The following is a 15,610-nucleotide window of genomic DNA, read 5'->3' on the forward strand; positions in this document are numbered from 1 at the left end:
GTACTGCCCCCGAAGCCCGCGCCGATACCGTCGGCGCGGGCTTTTTCATGCGCGGCGACAGCTCAGCGACGCTCGGCCGCCGCGTCCGCCCGCACGCCCAACCAGCCCTTGATCGAGGCAATCACCAGCGGCACCGCGCCGAAGATGATGAACACCAAGTCGCCCGGCAGGCGCAGCCACTCGATGACCTGCGAGCGCGGCAGCCCCATGTACTCGATGCTGCGTGCGTGCCAGTAGCCATTCTCCAGCACGTCCCACAGCTGCAGCACGCCGCTCGGGAACAGGCTCATCAGCAACATCATCGCCAGGCCGCCGTTGGTACCCCAGAACGCGACCTTGACGTACTTCTCGATGCCTGGCCAACGCTCCTCGGTGCTGGTCTGGCGCAAGGTGAATACCATCAGCGCCAGCGCCAGCATGCCGAACACGCCCATCAACGCGGCATGGCCATGGGTCGGCGTGACCTGGGTGCCCACCTCGTAGTAGCTGACGATCGGCAGGTTGAGGAAGAAGCCGAGCATGCCGGCGCCGACGAAGTTCCAGAAGCCCACCGCCATCAGGAAGTAGAACGTCCACTTGTGCGGCACGCGAGTCGGCTTGCCGTCGACGTCCACCTTGCCCTTGGTGGCCTTGACGAAATCCCAGGCATCCAGGGTAAGCAGGGTCAGCGGCACGACCTCCAGCACCGAGAACATCGCCGACATCGCCATGTTGAAGTTGGTGTGGCCGGTGAAGTACCAGTGGTGGCCGGTACCGACGAGGCCACCGAGGAAATACAGGATCGCGTCCAGGTAGATCACCCGCAACGCCACGTTGCGATGCGCCAAACCCAGTTGGTAGAAGGTCAGCGCAACCACCGTGGTGGCGAAGAATTCGAAGAAGCCTTCGACCCACAGATGGATGATCCAGAAGCGCCAGGTATCGACCACGGTGTAGTTGGTTTCGGCACCGAAGAAAAGCGCGGGTATGTAGAACACCGGAATCGCGACCGCGGCGAACAGGAACATCCTCGCCAGCGGGCGCGCCTTCTCGCTGGATACCGCACGCGGGCGCGCCAGCACCCACAGGATGGCAAACCAGACCAGCAGGCCGACCACCAGCAGGTACTGCCAGAGCCTGCCCAGCTCCAGATACTCCCAGCCCTGGTTGCCCAGCCAGAACCACCACGTGCCCATTTTCTGCGCGATGCCGGCCCACACGCCGAGCAGGCTGCCGGCGATCACCACCACGAAGGCGCCGAACAGCAGGTGCACCCATCCGGCCAGCCAGCGTGGCTCGTCGCTGCGCAGCGAACGCCCCAGCAGCAGCGCGGCGGCGACATAGGCGGTGGCGATCCAGAAGATCGCGGTCTGCAGATGCCACGTGCGCAACAGGTTGCTGGGGAAGATGTTCTCCAGCTGGAAGCCGTAGAAAGTGCCCGGATCGGCGCGGAAGTGGGCGACGCCGCCACCGACCAGGGTCTGCATCAGGAACAGCAAGGCCACCACCACGAAGAACTTCACCAGCGCACGCTGGCCCGGACTGGACTTCCCGGGCAGCAGTTGCGGCCGCACGTCATGACCGCGGCTGATCCAGCCCAGGTAGTCGAACTTGCCGAACGCCAGCAGCACGGTGGCGATGCCGGCCAGCAGCAGCAACAGGCTCAACGCGCTCCACAGCAGGGCGTACGGCGTGGGTACGTTGCCGACGCTGGGGTCGTATGGAAAATTGTTGGTGTACGAGGCTTGCGTACCCGGCCTGTTGGCGACCGAGGCCCATGCGGCCCAGGTGACGAAGGCCGTGAATTGGTGCAGTTCGGTGGGATCGCTGATCAGGTCGGGCTTGAGCCCGCCATTCTTTGCCGGATCCTTGAAGTAATTCGTCCAGTAGCCGACCTGCTGCCGGTAGGCGGTTGCTTCCGGCGCGGTCAGCCGCAATACGTCGGCCTGGGCGTCGTAGCGATTGGTCTTCAGCGCCACCGCCACTTCGGCGCGCACTCCCGCGCGTTGCGACTCATCCAGCTCGGCCAGCGGCTTGCCGAATCGTTCCTGCGCGATCGCCGCGGCGGTGTCCTGGCCGATGAAGTGCAGGGCTTCGGCCGAGTAATCCGGCCCGAGGTAGGCGCCGTGCCCCCAGATGCTGCCGTTGTCCATCAAGCCGTATTTGAGGAATACCGCCTGTCCCTTGCTGACATCGTCGCCGGTGAACACGGTGTTGCCCTGCGCATCCACCACCTGACCGGGAATCGGCGGCGCATTGCTGTAGGCCAGCATGGTGATGGCCAGCAATCCGGCAAAGCCCAGCACCAGCACGATGGCTACCGTGCGCAACCACCACGGCGAAAGTTCGGTATCGTCGTCGGACAGGGGTTGTGCGGCATCATTCATCAGTCAATCTCCCCAGATGACAAGAGAATACGGGCCCAAAACCGGCACGGAGACGCGCTCGGGTCCGAGCCTAACGCAGGCTGGGGATCTGGTCCAACAGAACGCCGGCGCCGCGCGCGACCCGGCTGGAGTCCGCGAAGCCCCCCCCTAGGAGCGCTTGAGCAGCGGCAGCTTGTTCGGCACGCCGTCCCATTTGTCGGCGTCTTCCATCGACGGGATCTTGCTGGTCAGCACCGGCCATTCCTTCGCCAGCTCGGCGTTGATCGTCATGTAGATCTCCTGCCCTGCCGGCACGTCGAGCTCGGGGTAGATCGCGCCGACCGGGCACTCCTCCACGCACAGCGTGCAGTCGATGCACTCGTCGGGGTCGATCACCAGGAAATTGGGACCGGCGTGGAAGCAGTCGACCGGGCATACCTCGACGCAGTCGGTGTGCTTGCAGTTGATGCAGTTGTCGGTGACGACGTGCGTCATCATGCCTCCTTCCGCGGCCTCGCCACGGTAACTACAGTGTCCGCGGCAACTGCTGCCGTGGCCATGATCCAGATCAGTGTGCCACGGTCGCTGCCCACGCAGAATTCTTCCGATTCCCCATCTTCCCCAAGGATCGACACCATGCGCAAACTGATTGCCATTGCCCTGCTCGGGCTGCTCTCCACTCCGCTGATGGCCGCCGAGTGCACCACCACCATCGAGGCCAGCGACGCGATGCAGTTCAACAAGAAGACCATCACCGTGCCGAGCACCTGCAAGACCTTCAAGGTCACGCTCAAGCACACCGGCAAGCTGCCGGTCACCGCGATGGGCCACAACTGGGTACTGTCGCACAGCAGCGACGAATCCGGCGTGATCGCCGACGGCATGAAGGCGGGCGCGGCCAACAGCTACGAGAAGCCGGGTGACGCGCGCATCATCGCGCACACCAAGCTGATCGGTGGCGGCGAGAGCGACACCGCCACGATCGACGTGGCCAAGCTCAAGGCCGGCGAACAGTACGCGTACTTCTGCACCTTCCCCGGCCATGCCGCCCTGATGAAGGGCACGCTGAGCCTGGGCAAGTAAGCTTTTGCCGCAACGGCAGCGCGCCCGGCCGAGATGGCCGGGTGCGCTTTTTCCGTGCCACGCGTCCGTTCCGCGAAGCCGATCCCGAGATGAATTCCACCGAGCCCTTCGACGAAGCCGCCATCGCCACGCTGGTCGACCACTTCTACGAGAAGGTGCGGCGCGACCCGCAGATCGGCCCGGTGTTCAATGCGGCCGTGCACGACTGGGACGAGCACAAGCGCCTGCTGACCTCGTTCTGGTGTTCGGTGGCGCTGCGTGCGGGCAGCTATCGCGGCAATCCGATGGCAGCGCACCGCCCGCACCCGATCCGCGCCGAGCATTTCGATCGCTGGCTGGCACTGTGGCGTGAAACCTGCGATGAGGAGCTCGATCCGGTTCACGCCGAACGCATGCTGGAATACGCCCAGCGCATCGGTCGCAGCCTGAAATACGGACTGGGTCTGCATCCCGAGGCGCAGCCGTTCGGCGTGCCCATCGTGGGCGTCAATCGCTGATCGATCCGGGATTCGGAAGAGCCGCGCAAAAGCGACACCGCCGTAGGGCGGGCACGGCCCGCCGTTCTCCGTCATGCGAACAAGAGCCGGCGGGCAGTGCCCGCCCTACGCGCGATGCTTTCCGTTACGTAACGAAGAGCAATCGCACACAGGGTGCGCTCCTGCAAAAGCCCGATCAGCCGAGCGCTTTCAGTGCCGCCGCGTAATTCGGCTCGTCGCCGATCTCGCCCACCAGTTCCGTGTGAAGCACCTTGTCGTGCGCGTCGAGCACCACCACCGCGCGTGCGGCGAGCCCGGCCAGCGGGCCGTCGGCGATCGCCACGCCGTAATCGGCGAGGAATTGGCGGCCGCGCATCATCGACAGGTTGACCACCTGGTCCAGCCCTTCCGCGCCGCAGAAACGCTTCTGCGCAAACGGCAGGTCGGCGGAGATGCACAGCACCACGGTGTTGTCGAGCTTGCCTGCAGCCTCGTTGAAGTGGCGCACCGAGGCCGCGCAGGTCGGCGTGTCGACGCTGGGGAAGATGTTGAGCACCTTGCGCTTGCCGGCGAAACGCGACAGCCCGGCGTCGGAAAGGTCGCCCGCCACCAGCGAAAACGCCGGTGCGACCGAGCCGACCGTGGGGAGCTTGCCGTCGACGTGAACCGGCGTGCCGTGGAGGGTGACTGTGGACATGGTGCAACTCCTGCTGGGTGAAGGGCTACAAGTAGAACATGGTCTTGGCCAGGAACACGATGCCGACCATCAGCGCCAGCACGATGCGGTGGGTGTACTTGAACCGGCAGACATCCATCTTCCCGTGGCGCATCGCCCACATCGCGTTGACGAACACGCCCAGCACGCCGAACGCGAGTACCACCTTGAGCAGCAGCCAGTTGCCGAAACGCGAGCCGACGCAGGCAAAACCATCGCAGCGGATGTCGAACAGCATGAAGCCGCTGGCGAACAGCAATATCACCACCACCGGCATGTAGCGCCGCACCCGTGCCATCACCGCCTGTTCGATGCGCTGCATGGTGATGATGTCGAAGTGCTTGTGCAGCGACTCCACCACGATGACCTCGAACGCCACCGCGCCGACGAACACGATGGCGCAGGCCAAGTGCAGCAGGACGATCCACGGGTACCAGGCAAGCATTGCGCAAGGCCAACAGAAAGAACCAACGCCCAGCATCCGCCTCTGCAGCAGTGCCGGCCATGACCTGCATCAACCGGCGCCGGCGGCGCAGCCGCCGCATCCGACTGTGACAATCCGCCCCGCGCGGCCGCCCTTGCGGTTGACCTGCATCAGGGCCGCCGCCGGGCGTCACCGCGAGCATGCTTCTTGCCGATTGCCGGCATTCGCGTTCTTTCGCCACCCATGGCAAGTCGAGGCTCCGCGTGAACAGTGTCGTCCCCCTCATCCAGCCGTTGCGCCACGCCGGGCGGCGCTGGGTCCACGAAGCGCTCGAAAGCCTGGCGCAGGAGGCCGCACGCTCGGCCGACACGCACCTGCTGAAACTCAATTTCCCCGGCTTTCACGGCATCGACTTCTATTTCAAGGACGAGGCCAGCCACCCCAGCGGCAGCCTCAAGCACCGGCTGGCGCGTTCGCTGTACCTGTACGCGTTGTGCAACGGCCGGCTCGGCCCGGACCAGACCGTGGTCGATGCCTCCTCCGGCAGCACGGCGATCTCCGAAGCCTGGTTCGCGCGCCTGCTCGGCCTGCGCTTCATCGCGGTGATGCCGGCCTGCACGGCGCCGGGGAAAATCCGCGACGTGCAGGTGCTGGGCGGCGAGGTCGACCTGGTGGACGATCCCGCCCAGGTACATGCGCGCGCCGCCGAGCACGCGGCGCGCGGCGCCTGCCACCTGGACCAGTTCGGCCTGGCCGAGCGCGCCACCGACTGGCGCGGCAACAACAACATCGCCGAGTCGATCATCGGCCAGCTCGCCCGCGAACGCTCGCCCGAGCCGCACTGGATCGTCTGCGGCGCAGGCACCGGCGGCACCTCGGCCACGATCGGCCGCTATCTGCGTTATCGCCGCCTGCACACGCGGCTGTGCATCGCCGACCCCGCCGGCAGCGGTTTCATCCGGGGCTGGCAATCCAGCGATCGCGCCGCGGTGGCCAGCCAGCCCACCCTGATCGAAGGCATCGGCCGGCCGCGCGTCGAACCGGGCTTCGTGTTCGAGGTGGTGGACCAGGCGATCGGCGTGCCGGACGAGGCCTCCATCGCCGGTGCATGGCTGCTGGGCGAATTGTTCGGACACCGCTACGGCGGCTCCTCGGGCACCAATTTCGTGGCCTGCCTGAACCTGGCCGCCACGATGCGCGCCGAAGGCCAGCGCGGCAGCATCGTCAGCCTGCTGTGCGATCGCGGCGAACGCTACGCCGAAACCCTGTTCGATCCGCACTGGTTGACCGCGCACGGCATCGACCGCTCGCGCTGCGACGCGTCGCTGCGGCACAGCATCGAGACCGGCTGCGCGCCGATGCCCAGGGCGCCGGCGGGATAGCCGCGCCAATCCGCCGCAGAGCGCCCGACAAGGGATTTGACCATGGTCAACATGCGCCACGCCCGGCCAGCCCATGCTCGGGTTCCGCATCCACGGGAGACATGGCGATGGGCAGACTGAGCGGCAAGGTGGCACTGGTGACCGGCGCCGCCCTCGGCATCGGCGCAGCCTGCGTGCGCCGGCTGCGGGAAGCCGGCGCGCGGGTGGCCCTGGTCGACCTGCACGATGGCCCAGGGCAGCAGCTGGCGGCGGAGCTCGGTGACGACGCGCGCTACTTCCATGCCGACGTGGCAGTCGAGTCCGAGGTGGCTTCGGCCATTGCCGGAACCGTGGCCGCGTTTGGACGTCTGGACGTCCTGGTCAACAACGCCGGCATCGCCGGTGCGAACAAGCCGACCCACGAACTCACCGAAGCCGAATGGGACCGGGTGCAGGCGATCAACGTGAAGGGCGTGTTCTTCTGCACCAAGCACGCCATCGCGCACCTGCGCGCAGCCGGTGGCGGCAGCATCATCAACCTGTCGTCGATCTACGGCCTGGTCGGCGCGGCGGATTCACCGCCCTACCACGCGTCCAAAGGTGCGGTGCGGCTGATGAGCAAGACCGACGCGGTGCTGTATGCGCCCGATCGCATCCGCGTCAACTCGATCCACCCCGGTTTCATCTGGACGCCGATGGTGGAACAGCATATCGCCTCGATGGGCGGCGACCCCGCCGCGCACCGGCGCGAGGTCGGCGCACTGCACCCGCTGGGCCACATGGGCGAGCCCGACGACATCGCCTGGGGCGTAGTCTATCTCGCGTCCGAGGAAGCGAAATTCGTGACCGGCAGCGAGCTGGTCATCGATGGCGGCTACACCTGCCGCTGACCATCCCCCGCTGGAGGAATCCACCATGTTCAAGCACATTTTGCTGCCCACCGACGGCTCCGAGCTGTCGCTGCGCGCGGTCGACACCGGCATCGAACTGGCCGCCAGGCTGGGCGCTCGCGTGTACGCGTTCCACGTCATCGCGCCGTTCCCTGCCTCGGTCTACTTCGCCGAGTTCGTCGTGGCCAACGAACCGGGCTACACCCGCGAAGCCATCGCCAATGCCGAACGCTACCTGGCCGACGTGCGCCAGCGCGCGAAAGCCGCCGGCGTTCCCTGCGAGGGCAGCCACGAGATCGACGCGCGCCCCTATTCGGCCATCGTCGGGGCCGCCCGCAAGCAGCAGTGCGACCTGATCGTGATGGCCTCGCACGGCTGGCGTGGCTTCGACCGCCTGCTGCTGGGCAGCGAAACGCACAAGGTGATCCTCAACGGCGATTTGCCGGTACTGGTGTGCCGCTGAGCGACGGTATCGGCGGGGGCGGCCAGCGGCTCGGCGCATGAGCGAAGGCAGACCACCCCAACCGGCCGGTCGCCCCGGCCTCGATCCGGCCGAGGCGGCGCGGCGACTGGCCGAGCACGGCCCGAACCTGCTGCCGGGCAGCACGCCGAAGAGTCTGGCCGGGATCGTCCGCGGCGTGCTGATCGAGCCGATGTTCCTGATGCTGCTGGTCGCCGGCGGCCTGTACCTGGCGCTCGGCGACCGCGCCGAAGCAATGTTCCTGCTGTCGGCCGTGTTCGTGATCATCGGCATCACGCTGATGCAGGAACGCAAGACCCAGCGGGCTCTGGAGTCGCTGCGCGAGCTGTCCGCGCCGCGCGCGCTGGTGATCCGCGGCGGCGAGGAAATCCGCGTGCCGGGCCGCGAGGTGGTGGTCGGCGACCTGCTGGTGCTGCATGAAGGCGACCGCATCGCCGCCGACGGGTGGCTGCTGGACGGGCACCTGGACGTCAACGAGTCGTTGCTCACCGGCGAGGCGGTGCCGGTCACCAAGCTGCCGGGTGCGGACGCCGGCCAGTTGTTCGCCAGTACCGTGGTGACCAAGGGCGTCGGCGTCGCCGAGGTTTACGCCATCGCCGGGTCCACCGCGGTCGGTCGCATCGGCCAGGCGCTCAGCACCACCGTCGAGCCTGTCTCGGGCCTGCAGCGGGCTTCGCGCCGGCTGATCCGTCGGCTCGCCGCCGGCGGCCTGCTGCTGGCCACGGCGTATGCGCTGCTCGGCTGGCTGTGGGACGGCCACGGCCTGCTGCAGAGCGTGCTGGCCGGGATCGCGCTGACCATGGCGATCCTGCCCGAGGAGATCCCGGTGATCCTCACCGTGTTCCTCGCGCTCGGCGCATGGCGCATCTCCAGGCACAAGGTGCTGACCCGCCGGGTGCCGGCGGTGGAGGCGCTGGGCGCGATCTCGGTACTGGCGGCCGACAAGACCGGAACGCTGACCCAGAACCGCATGGAGGTGGCTGAATTGCGTCTGCCCGACGACAGCGCGCACGGCGAAGGCGATACCGAGTTGCCCGAGCCATTCCACGCGCTGGCCGAGTTCGCCATGCTGGCGACGCCGGCCGATCCGTTCGACCCGATGGAGAAGGCGATCCAGCAGTTCGGCCTGCACTGGCTCACCGACACCGAACACGTGCACGCCGAATGGGCGCCGGAATTCGAATACGCGCTGTCGCCGGACATCCTGGCGATGACCCGGGTGTTCCGCGGCGACGCGCGCAACACGCACCTGCTGGCGACCAAGGGCGCACCGGAGGCGGTAATCGACCTGTGCCATCTGCCCGATGCCGAGGCGACAGCGATCCTGCGCCAGGTCGAGTCGATGGCCGAACGCGGCCTGCGCGTGCTCGGTGTGGCCAGCGGTCAGTGGCAGGGCGAGGCGTGGCCGCAAAGCCAGCACGATTTCGACTTCCGCTTCCTCGGCCTGCTCGGCTTCGTCGACCCGCCGCGCCCGGAAGTGCCTGCGGCGATCGCCGAATGCCGCAGTGCCGGCATCCGCATCATCATGATGACCGGCGACCACCCCGCCACCGCGCGCGCCATCGCACGCGAGGTGGGCCTGAGCGAGCGCGCCGAGGTGATTACCGGTGCGGAAATGGCCGTGCTGGACGACGCCGCGCTGCGCGAACGGCTGCGTCACGTCGACCTCTGCGCACGGCTCCAGCCCGAGCAGAAGCTGCGCCTGGTGCAACTGCTGCGCGAGGACGGCGAGGTGGTGGCGATGACCGGCGACGGCGTCAACGACGCGCCCGCGCTGAAGGCCGCCGACGTCGGCGTGGCGATGGGCGAGCGCGGCACCGACGTGGCGCGCGAGGCCGCCGCGCTGGTGCTGCTGGACGACAGCTTCGCCAGCATCGTCAGCGCGATCCGCCAGGGCCGGCGCATCTACGACAACATCACCAAGGCCACCCGCTTCGTGTTCGCGGTGCACATGCCGATCATCGCGCTGGCGCTGGTGCCCACCCTGTTGCACTGGCCGGTGCTGCTGATGCCGGTGCACATCGTGCTGCTGGAATTGCTGATCGACCCGGCCTGCTCGATCGTGTTCGAAGCCGAGCCGGCCGATGACGACATCATGCGCCGGCCGCCGCGCGCAGCGTCAGACTCCCCGTTCGCCGCCGCCAACCTGCGGCACGCGGTGATCCAGGGGCTGGGCTTTGCCGGCATCCTGCTGCTCGGCTACGGCTTGCTGCTGGGCCAGAACCTGGACGCGACGCAAAGCCGCAGCGCCGTGTTCATCGCACTGGTGATCGGACTGTTCCTGCTGACCCTGGCCAACCGCGACCTGACCCATCCCGCATTGGCCCGCCATCCGGCGAAGAACCCGTGGCTGGCGCGGATGTTCGGCGCCGTGGCACTGATGCTGGCGGTCGTGATCGGCGTGCCCTTCCTCCGCGGCGTGATGAGCCTGGCCGTGCCGGCGCCGCTCAGCCTGCTCGCCGCCGCCGCGATGCTGGCCGCCGCCGTCGCGTGGCTGGAACTGCTGCGCCGCGCGACGCGCGGAAGGTTGCGCAAGGCAGCTGTGCGCTGAAACAGCGTTTGCGTCCGGTGCCGACAATGGCCGGGCTCCGCTCCTCATCGCCAACCACCCCGGCCGCCGGCCGACCTGCGAGTCGTGAGCCGGCGGGCTACCCGGACCGTCGTCTCGGCAAGGCCCTGCCGCCCACTCCGTCGTCAATGACGGTTGACAGCCGCGCGATTTCGAATAAGCTAGTAATTACTTACTCACTTACGGCGAACCCGTCACCATGGACATCCAGCGCAAACATCTGCCCGCGGAGGAGCGCCGCGCAGTCACCGTCGAGGCGGTCATCAAGCTGGCGGCGGAGCAAAATCCCAGCGAGATCACCACCGCAGCGATCGCCAGCTCGATGAAGCTGACCCAAGGCGCACTGTTCCGCCACTTCCCGAGCAAGGACGCGATCTGGCAGGCGGTGATGGAATGGGTGGCCGACCACCTGCTGGCGCGGATCGAGCGCGCCGCGCGCAATGCCGCCAGCCCGTTGGCCGCGTTGGAAGCGATGTTCATGGCGCACATTGCCTTCGTCGCCGAACACCCGGGCGTGCCGCGCATGATGTTCGGCGAACTGCAGCGGGCCGAAGGCACGGCCGCCAAGCAGATGGTGCAGACCCTGATCCGCCGCTACGGCGAGCGTTTGCGCACCCTGATCGAAGACGGCAAGGCGGCCGGCGAACTGGATCCGCAGCTGGATCCGGCTGCGGCGGCCACGCTGTTCATCGGCAGCATCCAGGGCCTGGTGATGCAGGCCCTGCTGGCCGGCGACACCCGCCGCATGCGCAAGCAAGCGGCGGGCGCATTTGCGATCTACCGCCGCGGCATCGCGCGCGCCGCCTGAGGCGCTTTCCCTCCCGCACTGGAAGTCCCCCCACGAACCGAGCGCCATGACGATGACCACCCACCCGCGACGCGGCATCTGGACTCGACTGCTTTCCCTGCTCGCCATCGGCTTCGGCCTGCTGACCCTCAGGGAAGGCGGCACCGTGCTGTTTGTTGACGGTGCCGCGCGCGAAGCGGCCGGCCGCTACGTGCCGTTCGTGCTCTGGTTCAATTTCCTGGCCGGCTTCGCCTACGTCATCGCCGGCGTCGGGCTGTGGCGGCGCCGGCGCTGGGCGGCGTGGCTGGCGTCCGCCATCGCGCTGGCGACGGCGCTGGTATTCGTCGCTTTCGGCGTGCATGTGGCCTTGGGCGGTGCCTGGGAACAGCGCACGCCGATCGCCATGGCCCTGCGCACGCTGGTGTGGACCGGTATCGCGGCCATGGCTTGGCGCGCGTCGAACGTCGCGCCGCTGGCACGCACGCACTGAATGCCTTTCTCCCGCGGAAATTCTCTCCATGAAAACTCCGAGCCTTCCCACCGGAAAGACCCGCTGGATCGCCATCGCCGTCGTGGTGATCGCGCTGGGCGGCATCCTGGCGTTCTGGCTGCTGCGCGACCGCGGCAATCCGGATGTGTTGCGCCTGTACGGCAACGTCGACATCCGCGAGGTGGAGCTGGCCTTTCGTCAGTCCGGCCGCCTGACTGACATGGCCTTTGACGAAGGCGACACCATCACCGCCGGCGCCGTCATGGCGCAGCTCGACGCCACGCCTTACCGCGAGAAGCTGGCGGCGGCCGAAGCCGAACTCCAGGCCGCGCAGGCCCAACTGGACAAGCTGCATCGCGGCAACCGACCGCAGGAAATCGCCCAAGTGCGCGAGCAGGTGCGCCAGGCGCAGGCCAGCGCCACCGAGGCCGAGCGCAACTTCAAGCGCCAGCGCACCTTGCTCGAATCGGGCGCCAGCAGCCAGCGCGCCGCCGACGCCGCGCGCGCCACCCGCGACCAGTCCGCCGCCAAGCTGGCCGCCGCGCAGGCGGCGCTGGCGCTGGCCAGCGCCGGCTTCCGCAGCGAGGACATCGCCGCCGGCAAGGCGCGCGTGGCCGCGGCCGCCGCCGCCCTGAGCCAGGCGCGCACCGCGGTGGCCGATGCGACGCTGATCGCGCCCAGCAACGGCATCGTGATCGCCCGCGTGCGCGAACCGGGCAGCATGGTGGCCAGCGGCATGCCGGTGTACAGCCTGAGCCTGCGCGACCCGGTGTACCTGCGCGCGTATGTCGGCGAGGCGGACCTGGGCCGCATCGCATCGGGCACAAAAGTGCGCGTGCACACCGATTCCTCGGCGACCGTCTATCACGGCCAGATCGGCTTCATCTCGCCGCGCGCGGAATTCACCCCAAAGACGGTGGAGACCGCCGACCTGCGCACCGACCTGGTCTACCGCCTGCGCGTGGTGGTGTCCGACGCCGACGAAGGTCTGCGCCAGGGCATGCCGGTGACGCTCGACGTCGACACCGCCGGCACGCCCGCGCGGAGGCACTGAGATGGGCGCGCAGTCGGCCAGCGATGCATCGCGCCAGCACGGCCAGCACGACGCCGCGGTGGTGATCGAGAACCTCGCCAAGCACTTCGGCAAGGTGCAGGCGCTGCGCGGGCTCAGCGCCAGCATCCGCTACGGTCGGCTCACCGGCCTGGTCGGTCCCGACGGTGCCGGCAAGACCACGTTGATGCGGATCATGACCGGGCTGCTGGTCCCCGACGCCGGCAGCGTCACCCTGGCCGGTTTCGACGTGGTCAAGGACAACGACGCCATCCACGTCGCCAGCGGCTACATGCCGCAGCGCTTCGGCCTGTACGAAGACCTGACCGTGATGGAGAACATGCGCCTCTATGCGCGCCTGCGCGGCATGGACGCAGAGCACAACACCGAGCTGTTCGACGAGCTGCTCGAATTCACCCGGCTGGGGCCCTTCACCGCGCGCCTGGCCGGCAAGCTTTCCGGCGGCATGAAACAAAAACTCGGCCTGGCCTGCGCGCTGATGGCGCGGCCCAAGGTGCTGCTGCTGGACGAGCCCGGCGTGGGCGTCGATCCGGTCAGCCGGCAGGACCTGTGGCGCATGGTGCAGGCGCTGACCGACGAGGGCATGGCGGTGGTCTGGTCCACCGCCTATCTGGACGAGGCCGAGCGCTGCCAGAGCGTGCTGCTGCTGAACCAGGGCCAGCTCCTGTTCGACGGGCCGCCGCAGGAACTGACCGCGCAGCTCGAAGGCCGCAGCTTCCGCCTCGAGAACGTCGGCGCCGAGCGCCGCGCGGTGCTGACCGAGGCGCTGGACCTGCCAAGCGTGAGCGACGGCGTGATCCAGGGCGCCGGCGTGCGCGTGGTGCTGCGCGCGGGCGCGGACGCGCAGCAGGTGCAGGCGCTGGCCGCGCGCTCGCGGGTGGAGCTGGCGGCGGTGCCGGCGCGCTTCGAGGACGCCTTCATCGACCTGCTCGGCGGCGGCCCCGGCGGCACCTCGACGCTGGCCGAGCGGTTGCCGCCGGTCGAACTGGGCTCGGATATCGCCGTGTCCTGCCGGCATCTCACCAAGCGCTTCGGTGCCTTCACCGCCACCGACGACGTCAGCTTCGAGGTGCGCAAGGGCGAGATCTTCGGCCTGCTCGGTCCCAACGGCGCCGGCAAATCGACCACCTTCAAGATGCTGTGCGGCCTGCTCAAGCCGAGCGCGGGCGAGGCGCATGTGGTGGGCCTGGACCTGCGCCGCGCCACCGGTGCGGCCAAGAGCCGCCTCGGCTACATGGCGCAGAAGTTCTCGCTCTACGGCCTGCTCTCGGTGCGCCAGAACCTGGAGTTCTCCGCCGGCGTGTATCAGCTGGAAGGCGACACGCGCCGCCAGCGCATCGAGGAAATGATCGCCACCTTCGACCTCGGCGACTGGCTCTCGGCCACGCCCGACTCGCTGCCGCTGGGGCACAAACAGCGCCTGGCGCTGGCCTGCTCGCTGATGCACCGCCCGCCGGTGCTGTTCCTGGACGAGCCCACCTCGGGCGTGGACCCGATCACCCGGCGCGAGTTCTGGACCCACATCAACGGGCTGGCGCGCAAGGGCGTGACCATCATGGTCACCACCCACTTCATGGACGAGGCCGAATACTGCGACCGCGTGGCCATGCTCTCGCGCGCGCGGCTGATCGCGCTGGACACGCCCGACGCGCTCAAGCGCATGGCCGCCAGCGCGCAGCAGCCGGACCCGACCATGGAGGATGCCTTCATCCACCTGGTGGAATCCGCCGACCGCGACACGGAGGCCGCCGCATGAACGCCGCCACGCGCACGCCCGGCGATGGCGCGCTGCCGGCCGGCTCGCGGCGGTTCGACCGGCGGCGGCTGATGGCGCTGGTGGTCAAGGAAAGCCATCAGGCCCTGCGCGATCCCTCGACGTTGCTGATCGCGTTCGTGCTGCCGGTGGTGCTGCTGTTGCTGTTCGCCTATGCGGTGTCGCTGGACGCCAAGCAGGTGCGCGTCGGCGTGGTGCTGGAATCCTCCGGCGCCTCGGCGCAGTCGCTGGCTGCCGCGTTTGCCGGCACCCGCTTCCTCGACGCGCACTTCGCGCAGGACCGGCGCGAGGTGGCCGGGCAGCTGGTTTCCGGCGCGCTGCGCGGCTACGTGGTGATCCCGCCGGATTTCGAGCAGCGCCTGGCCCGGCGCGGCCGCGAACCGCTGGTGCAGATCGTCACCGACGGCTCCTACCCCAATACCGCCAACTACGTGGAGAACTACGCCCGCGGCGTGGTGCAGTCCTGGCGCGCCGGGCGATCGGCCGCGCCGGGGCCGACCATCGCGCTGGAGCCGCGCTACTGGTTCAACCCGGAGCTGGAAAGCCGCCGCGCGCTGATCCCCGGCGCCATCGCCATCATCATGACCATCATCGGCACCATGCTCACCGCACTGGTGGTGGCGCGCGAATGGGAGCGTGGCACGATGGAGGCGGTGCTGTCCACGCCCGCCTCGGTGGCCGAGATCCTGATCGGCAAGCTGCTGCCCTACTTCGTGCTCGGCATGCTGTCCACGCTGGGCGCCGCGGCACTGGCGGTATTCGTGTTCGGTGTGCCATTGCGCGGTTCATTGGCGGCCTTGCTGCTGCTGTCGGCGGTGTTCATGGTGCCGGCGCTGGGCCAGGGCCTGCTGATCTCCTCGCTGGCGCGCAACCAGTTCCTGGCAGCGCAGATTGCATTGTTCACCGGCTTCCTGCCGGCCTTCATGCTGTCAGGCTTTTTGTACGAGATCGACGCCATGCCGGCGCCGATCCGCACCATGACGCGGCTGATCCCGGCGCGCTATTTCGTCGAATCGCTGAAGACGGTGTTCCTGGCCGGGGACATCTGGGCGGTGTTCGTGCCCAACCTGCTGGCGATGACCGCCATCGGCGCGGTGTTCTTCCTCCTGGCCAAGCGCGCCACGCGCAAGAACCTGGAGTAGC

At 68.2% G+C, this 15,610-nt stretch carries 15 protein-coding genes; 11 read left to right on the forward strand and 4 right to left on the reverse strand.

Annotated features, from left to right (window positions below; translation table 11 throughout):
• Nucleotides 1-62: 62 nt before the first annotated feature.
• Both B1991_RS04980 and fdxA read right to left on the reverse strand, forming a co-directional pair.
• Entirely contained in the window at nucleotides 63-2,366 is a 2,304-nt protein-coding gene (locus B1991_RS04980; RefSeq protein WP_136257605.1) for a nitric-oxide reductase large subunit, read from the reverse strand.
• A gap of 147 nt (nucleotides 2,367-2,513) precedes the next feature.
• Entirely contained in the window at nucleotides 2,514-2,840 is a 327-nt protein-coding gene (gene fdxA / locus B1991_RS04985) for a ferredoxin FdxA (protein WP_136257679.1), read from the reverse strand.
• Nucleotides 2,841-2,981: 141 nt separating this feature from the next.
• Between fdxA and azu the strand changes: the two genes are divergently transcribed.
• A complete protein-coding gene (gene azu / locus B1991_RS04990) occupies nucleotides 2,982-3,428 on the forward strand; it encodes an azurin (protein WP_136257606.1) in 447 nt (148 codons plus the stop codon).
• 89 nt (nucleotides 3,429-3,517) lie between these two features.
• Nucleotides 3,518-3,925 (forward strand): group III truncated hemoglobin, encoded by a 408-nt coding sequence (locus B1991_RS04995; RefSeq protein ID WP_136257607.1) that lies wholly within the window; start codon nucleotides 3,518-3,520, stop codon nucleotides 3,923-3,925.
• 175 nt (nucleotides 3,926-4,100) lie between these two features.
• Here the strand turns inward: B1991_RS04995 and tpx are convergent, their stop codons facing one another.
• Both tpx and B1991_RS05005 read right to left on the reverse strand, forming a co-directional pair.
• Entirely contained in the window at nucleotides 4,101-4,601 is a 501-nt protein-coding gene (gene tpx / locus B1991_RS05000; protein WP_136257608.1) for a thiol peroxidase, read from the reverse strand.
• A gap of 25 nt (nucleotides 4,602-4,626) precedes the next feature.
• Nucleotides 4,627-5,064, reverse strand: a complete 438-nt coding sequence (locus B1991_RS05005) for a CopD family copper resistance protein (protein WP_136257609.1) — start codon at nucleotides 5,062-5,064, stop codon at nucleotides 4,627-4,629.
• 242 nt (nucleotides 5,065-5,306) lie between these two features.
• Here B1991_RS05005 and B1991_RS05010 point away from each other — a divergent pair, with 242 nt between their 5' ends.
• The 9 genes from B1991_RS05010 to B1991_RS05050 all read left to right on the forward strand — a co-directional run bounded on the left by B1991_RS05010 (nucleotide 5,307) and on the right by B1991_RS05050 (nucleotide 15,609).
• The gene (locus tag B1991_RS05010; RefSeq protein WP_281280526.1) at nucleotides 5,307-6,425 is read left to right on the forward strand and encodes a PLP-dependent cysteine synthase family protein; all 1,119 of its coding nucleotides are present in this window, start codon (nucleotides 5,307-5,309) and stop codon (nucleotides 6,423-6,425) included.
• A 107-nt stretch (nucleotides 6,426-6,532) separates the two neighbouring features.
• A complete protein-coding gene (locus B1991_RS05015) occupies nucleotides 6,533-7,294 on the forward strand; it encodes a glucose 1-dehydrogenase (RefSeq protein WP_136257611.1) in 762 nt (253 codons plus the stop codon).
• Between the two features lie 25 nt (nucleotides 7,295-7,319).
• Nucleotides 7,320-7,757, forward strand: coding sequence for a universal stress protein (locus tag B1991_RS05020; RefSeq protein WP_136257612.1), 438 nt, complete (start codon nucleotides 7,320-7,322; stop codon nucleotides 7,755-7,757).
• Between the two features lie 37 nt (nucleotides 7,758-7,794).
• Nucleotides 7,795-10,326: a cation-translocating P-type ATPase gene (locus tag B1991_RS05025; RefSeq protein ID WP_136257613.1), complete on the forward strand. Its 2,532-nt coding sequence runs from the start codon at nucleotides 7,795-7,797 to the stop codon at nucleotides 10,324-10,326.
• A gap of 217 nt (nucleotides 10,327-10,543) precedes the next feature.
• Nucleotides 10,544-11,152 carry a TetR/AcrR family transcriptional regulator gene (locus B1991_RS05030; RefSeq protein WP_136257614.1) on the forward strand — a complete coding sequence of 203 codons (609 nt, stop codon included), beginning with the start codon at nucleotides 10,544-10,546 and terminating at the stop codon, nucleotides 11,150-11,152.
• Between the two features lie 46 nt (nucleotides 11,153-11,198).
• Nucleotides 11,199-11,621, forward strand: a complete 423-nt coding sequence (locus B1991_RS05035; RefSeq protein ID WP_136257615.1) for a hypothetical protein — start codon at nucleotides 11,199-11,201, stop codon at nucleotides 11,619-11,621.
• A 28-nt stretch (nucleotides 11,622-11,649) separates the two neighbouring features.
• Nucleotides 11,650-12,675: a secretion protein HlyD gene (gene hlyD, locus B1991_RS05040; protein WP_136257616.1), complete on the forward strand. Its 1,026-nt coding sequence runs from the start codon at nucleotides 11,650-11,652 to the stop codon at nucleotides 12,673-12,675.
• A gap of 1 nt (nucleotide 12,676) precedes the next feature.
• Nucleotides 12,677-14,449, forward strand: coding sequence for an ATP-binding cassette domain-containing protein (locus tag B1991_RS05045; protein ID WP_136257617.1), 1,773 nt, complete (start codon nucleotides 12,677-12,679; stop codon nucleotides 14,447-14,449).
• On the forward strand, nucleotides 14,446-15,609 hold the full coding sequence (locus B1991_RS05050; RefSeq protein ID WP_136257618.1) for an ABC transporter permease: 1,164 nt from the start codon (nucleotides 14,446-14,448) through the stop codon (nucleotides 15,607-15,609). The genes B1991_RS05045 and B1991_RS05050 overlap by 4 nt, the downstream gene beginning before the upstream one ends.
• Nucleotide 15,610 lies beyond the last annotated feature (1 nt).

The sequence above is a fragment of the Rhodanobacter lindaniclasticus genome, assembly GCF_004799035.1.
Lineage (GTDB): Bacteria > Pseudomonadota > Gammaproteobacteria > Xanthomonadales > Rhodanobacteraceae > Rhodanobacter > Rhodanobacter lindaniclasticus.

What these genes read in the sequence shown, in the direction of transcription:
- B1991_RS04980 (WP_136257605.1), bottom strand. Translation starts at nt 2,366, where the DNA reads ATGAATGATGCCGCACAACCCCTGTCCGACGACGATACCGAACTTTCG.
- fdxA (WP_136257679.1), bottom strand. Translation starts at nt 2,840, where the DNA reads ATGACGCACGTCGTCACCGACAACTGCATCAACTGCAAGCACACCGAC.
- azu (WP_136257606.1), top strand. Translation starts at nt 2,982, where the DNA reads ATGCGCAAACTGATTGCCATTGCCCTGCTCGGGCTGCTCTCCACTCCG.
- B1991_RS04995 (WP_136257607.1), top strand. Translation starts at nt 3,518, where the DNA reads ATGAATTCCACCGAGCCCTTCGACGAAGCCGCCATCGCCACGCTGGTC.
- tpx (WP_136257608.1), bottom strand. Translation starts at nt 4,601, where the DNA reads ATGTCCACAGTCACCCTCCACGGCACGCCGGTTCACGTCGACGGCAAG.
- B1991_RS05005 (WP_136257609.1), bottom strand. Translation starts at nt 5,064, where the DNA reads ATGCTTGCCTGGTACCCGTGGATCGTCCTGCTGCACTTGGCCTGCGCC.
- B1991_RS05015 (WP_136257611.1), top strand. Translation starts at nt 6,533, where the DNA reads ATGGGCAGACTGAGCGGCAAGGTGGCACTGGTGACCGGCGCCGCCCTC.
- B1991_RS05020 (WP_136257612.1), top strand. Translation starts at nt 7,320, where the DNA reads ATGTTCAAGCACATTTTGCTGCCCACCGACGGCTCCGAGCTGTCGCTG.
- B1991_RS05025 (WP_136257613.1), top strand. Translation starts at nt 7,795, where the DNA reads ATGAGCGAAGGCAGACCACCCCAACCGGCCGGTCGCCCCGGCCTCGAT.
- B1991_RS05030 (WP_136257614.1), top strand. Translation starts at nt 10,544, where the DNA reads ATGGACATCCAGCGCAAACATCTGCCCGCGGAGGAGCGCCGCGCAGTC.
- B1991_RS05035 (WP_136257615.1), top strand. Translation starts at nt 11,199, where the DNA reads ATGACGATGACCACCCACCCGCGACGCGGCATCTGGACTCGACTGCTT.
- hlyD (WP_136257616.1), top strand. Translation starts at nt 11,650, where the DNA reads ATGAAAACTCCGAGCCTTCCCACCGGAAAGACCCGCTGGATCGCCATC.
- B1991_RS05045 (WP_136257617.1), top strand. Translation starts at nt 12,677, where the DNA reads ATGGGCGCGCAGTCGGCCAGCGATGCATCGCGCCAGCACGGCCAGCAC.
- B1991_RS05050 (WP_136257618.1), top strand. Translation starts at nt 14,446, where the DNA reads ATGAACGCCGCCACGCGCACGCCCGGCGATGGCGCGCTGCCGGCCGGC.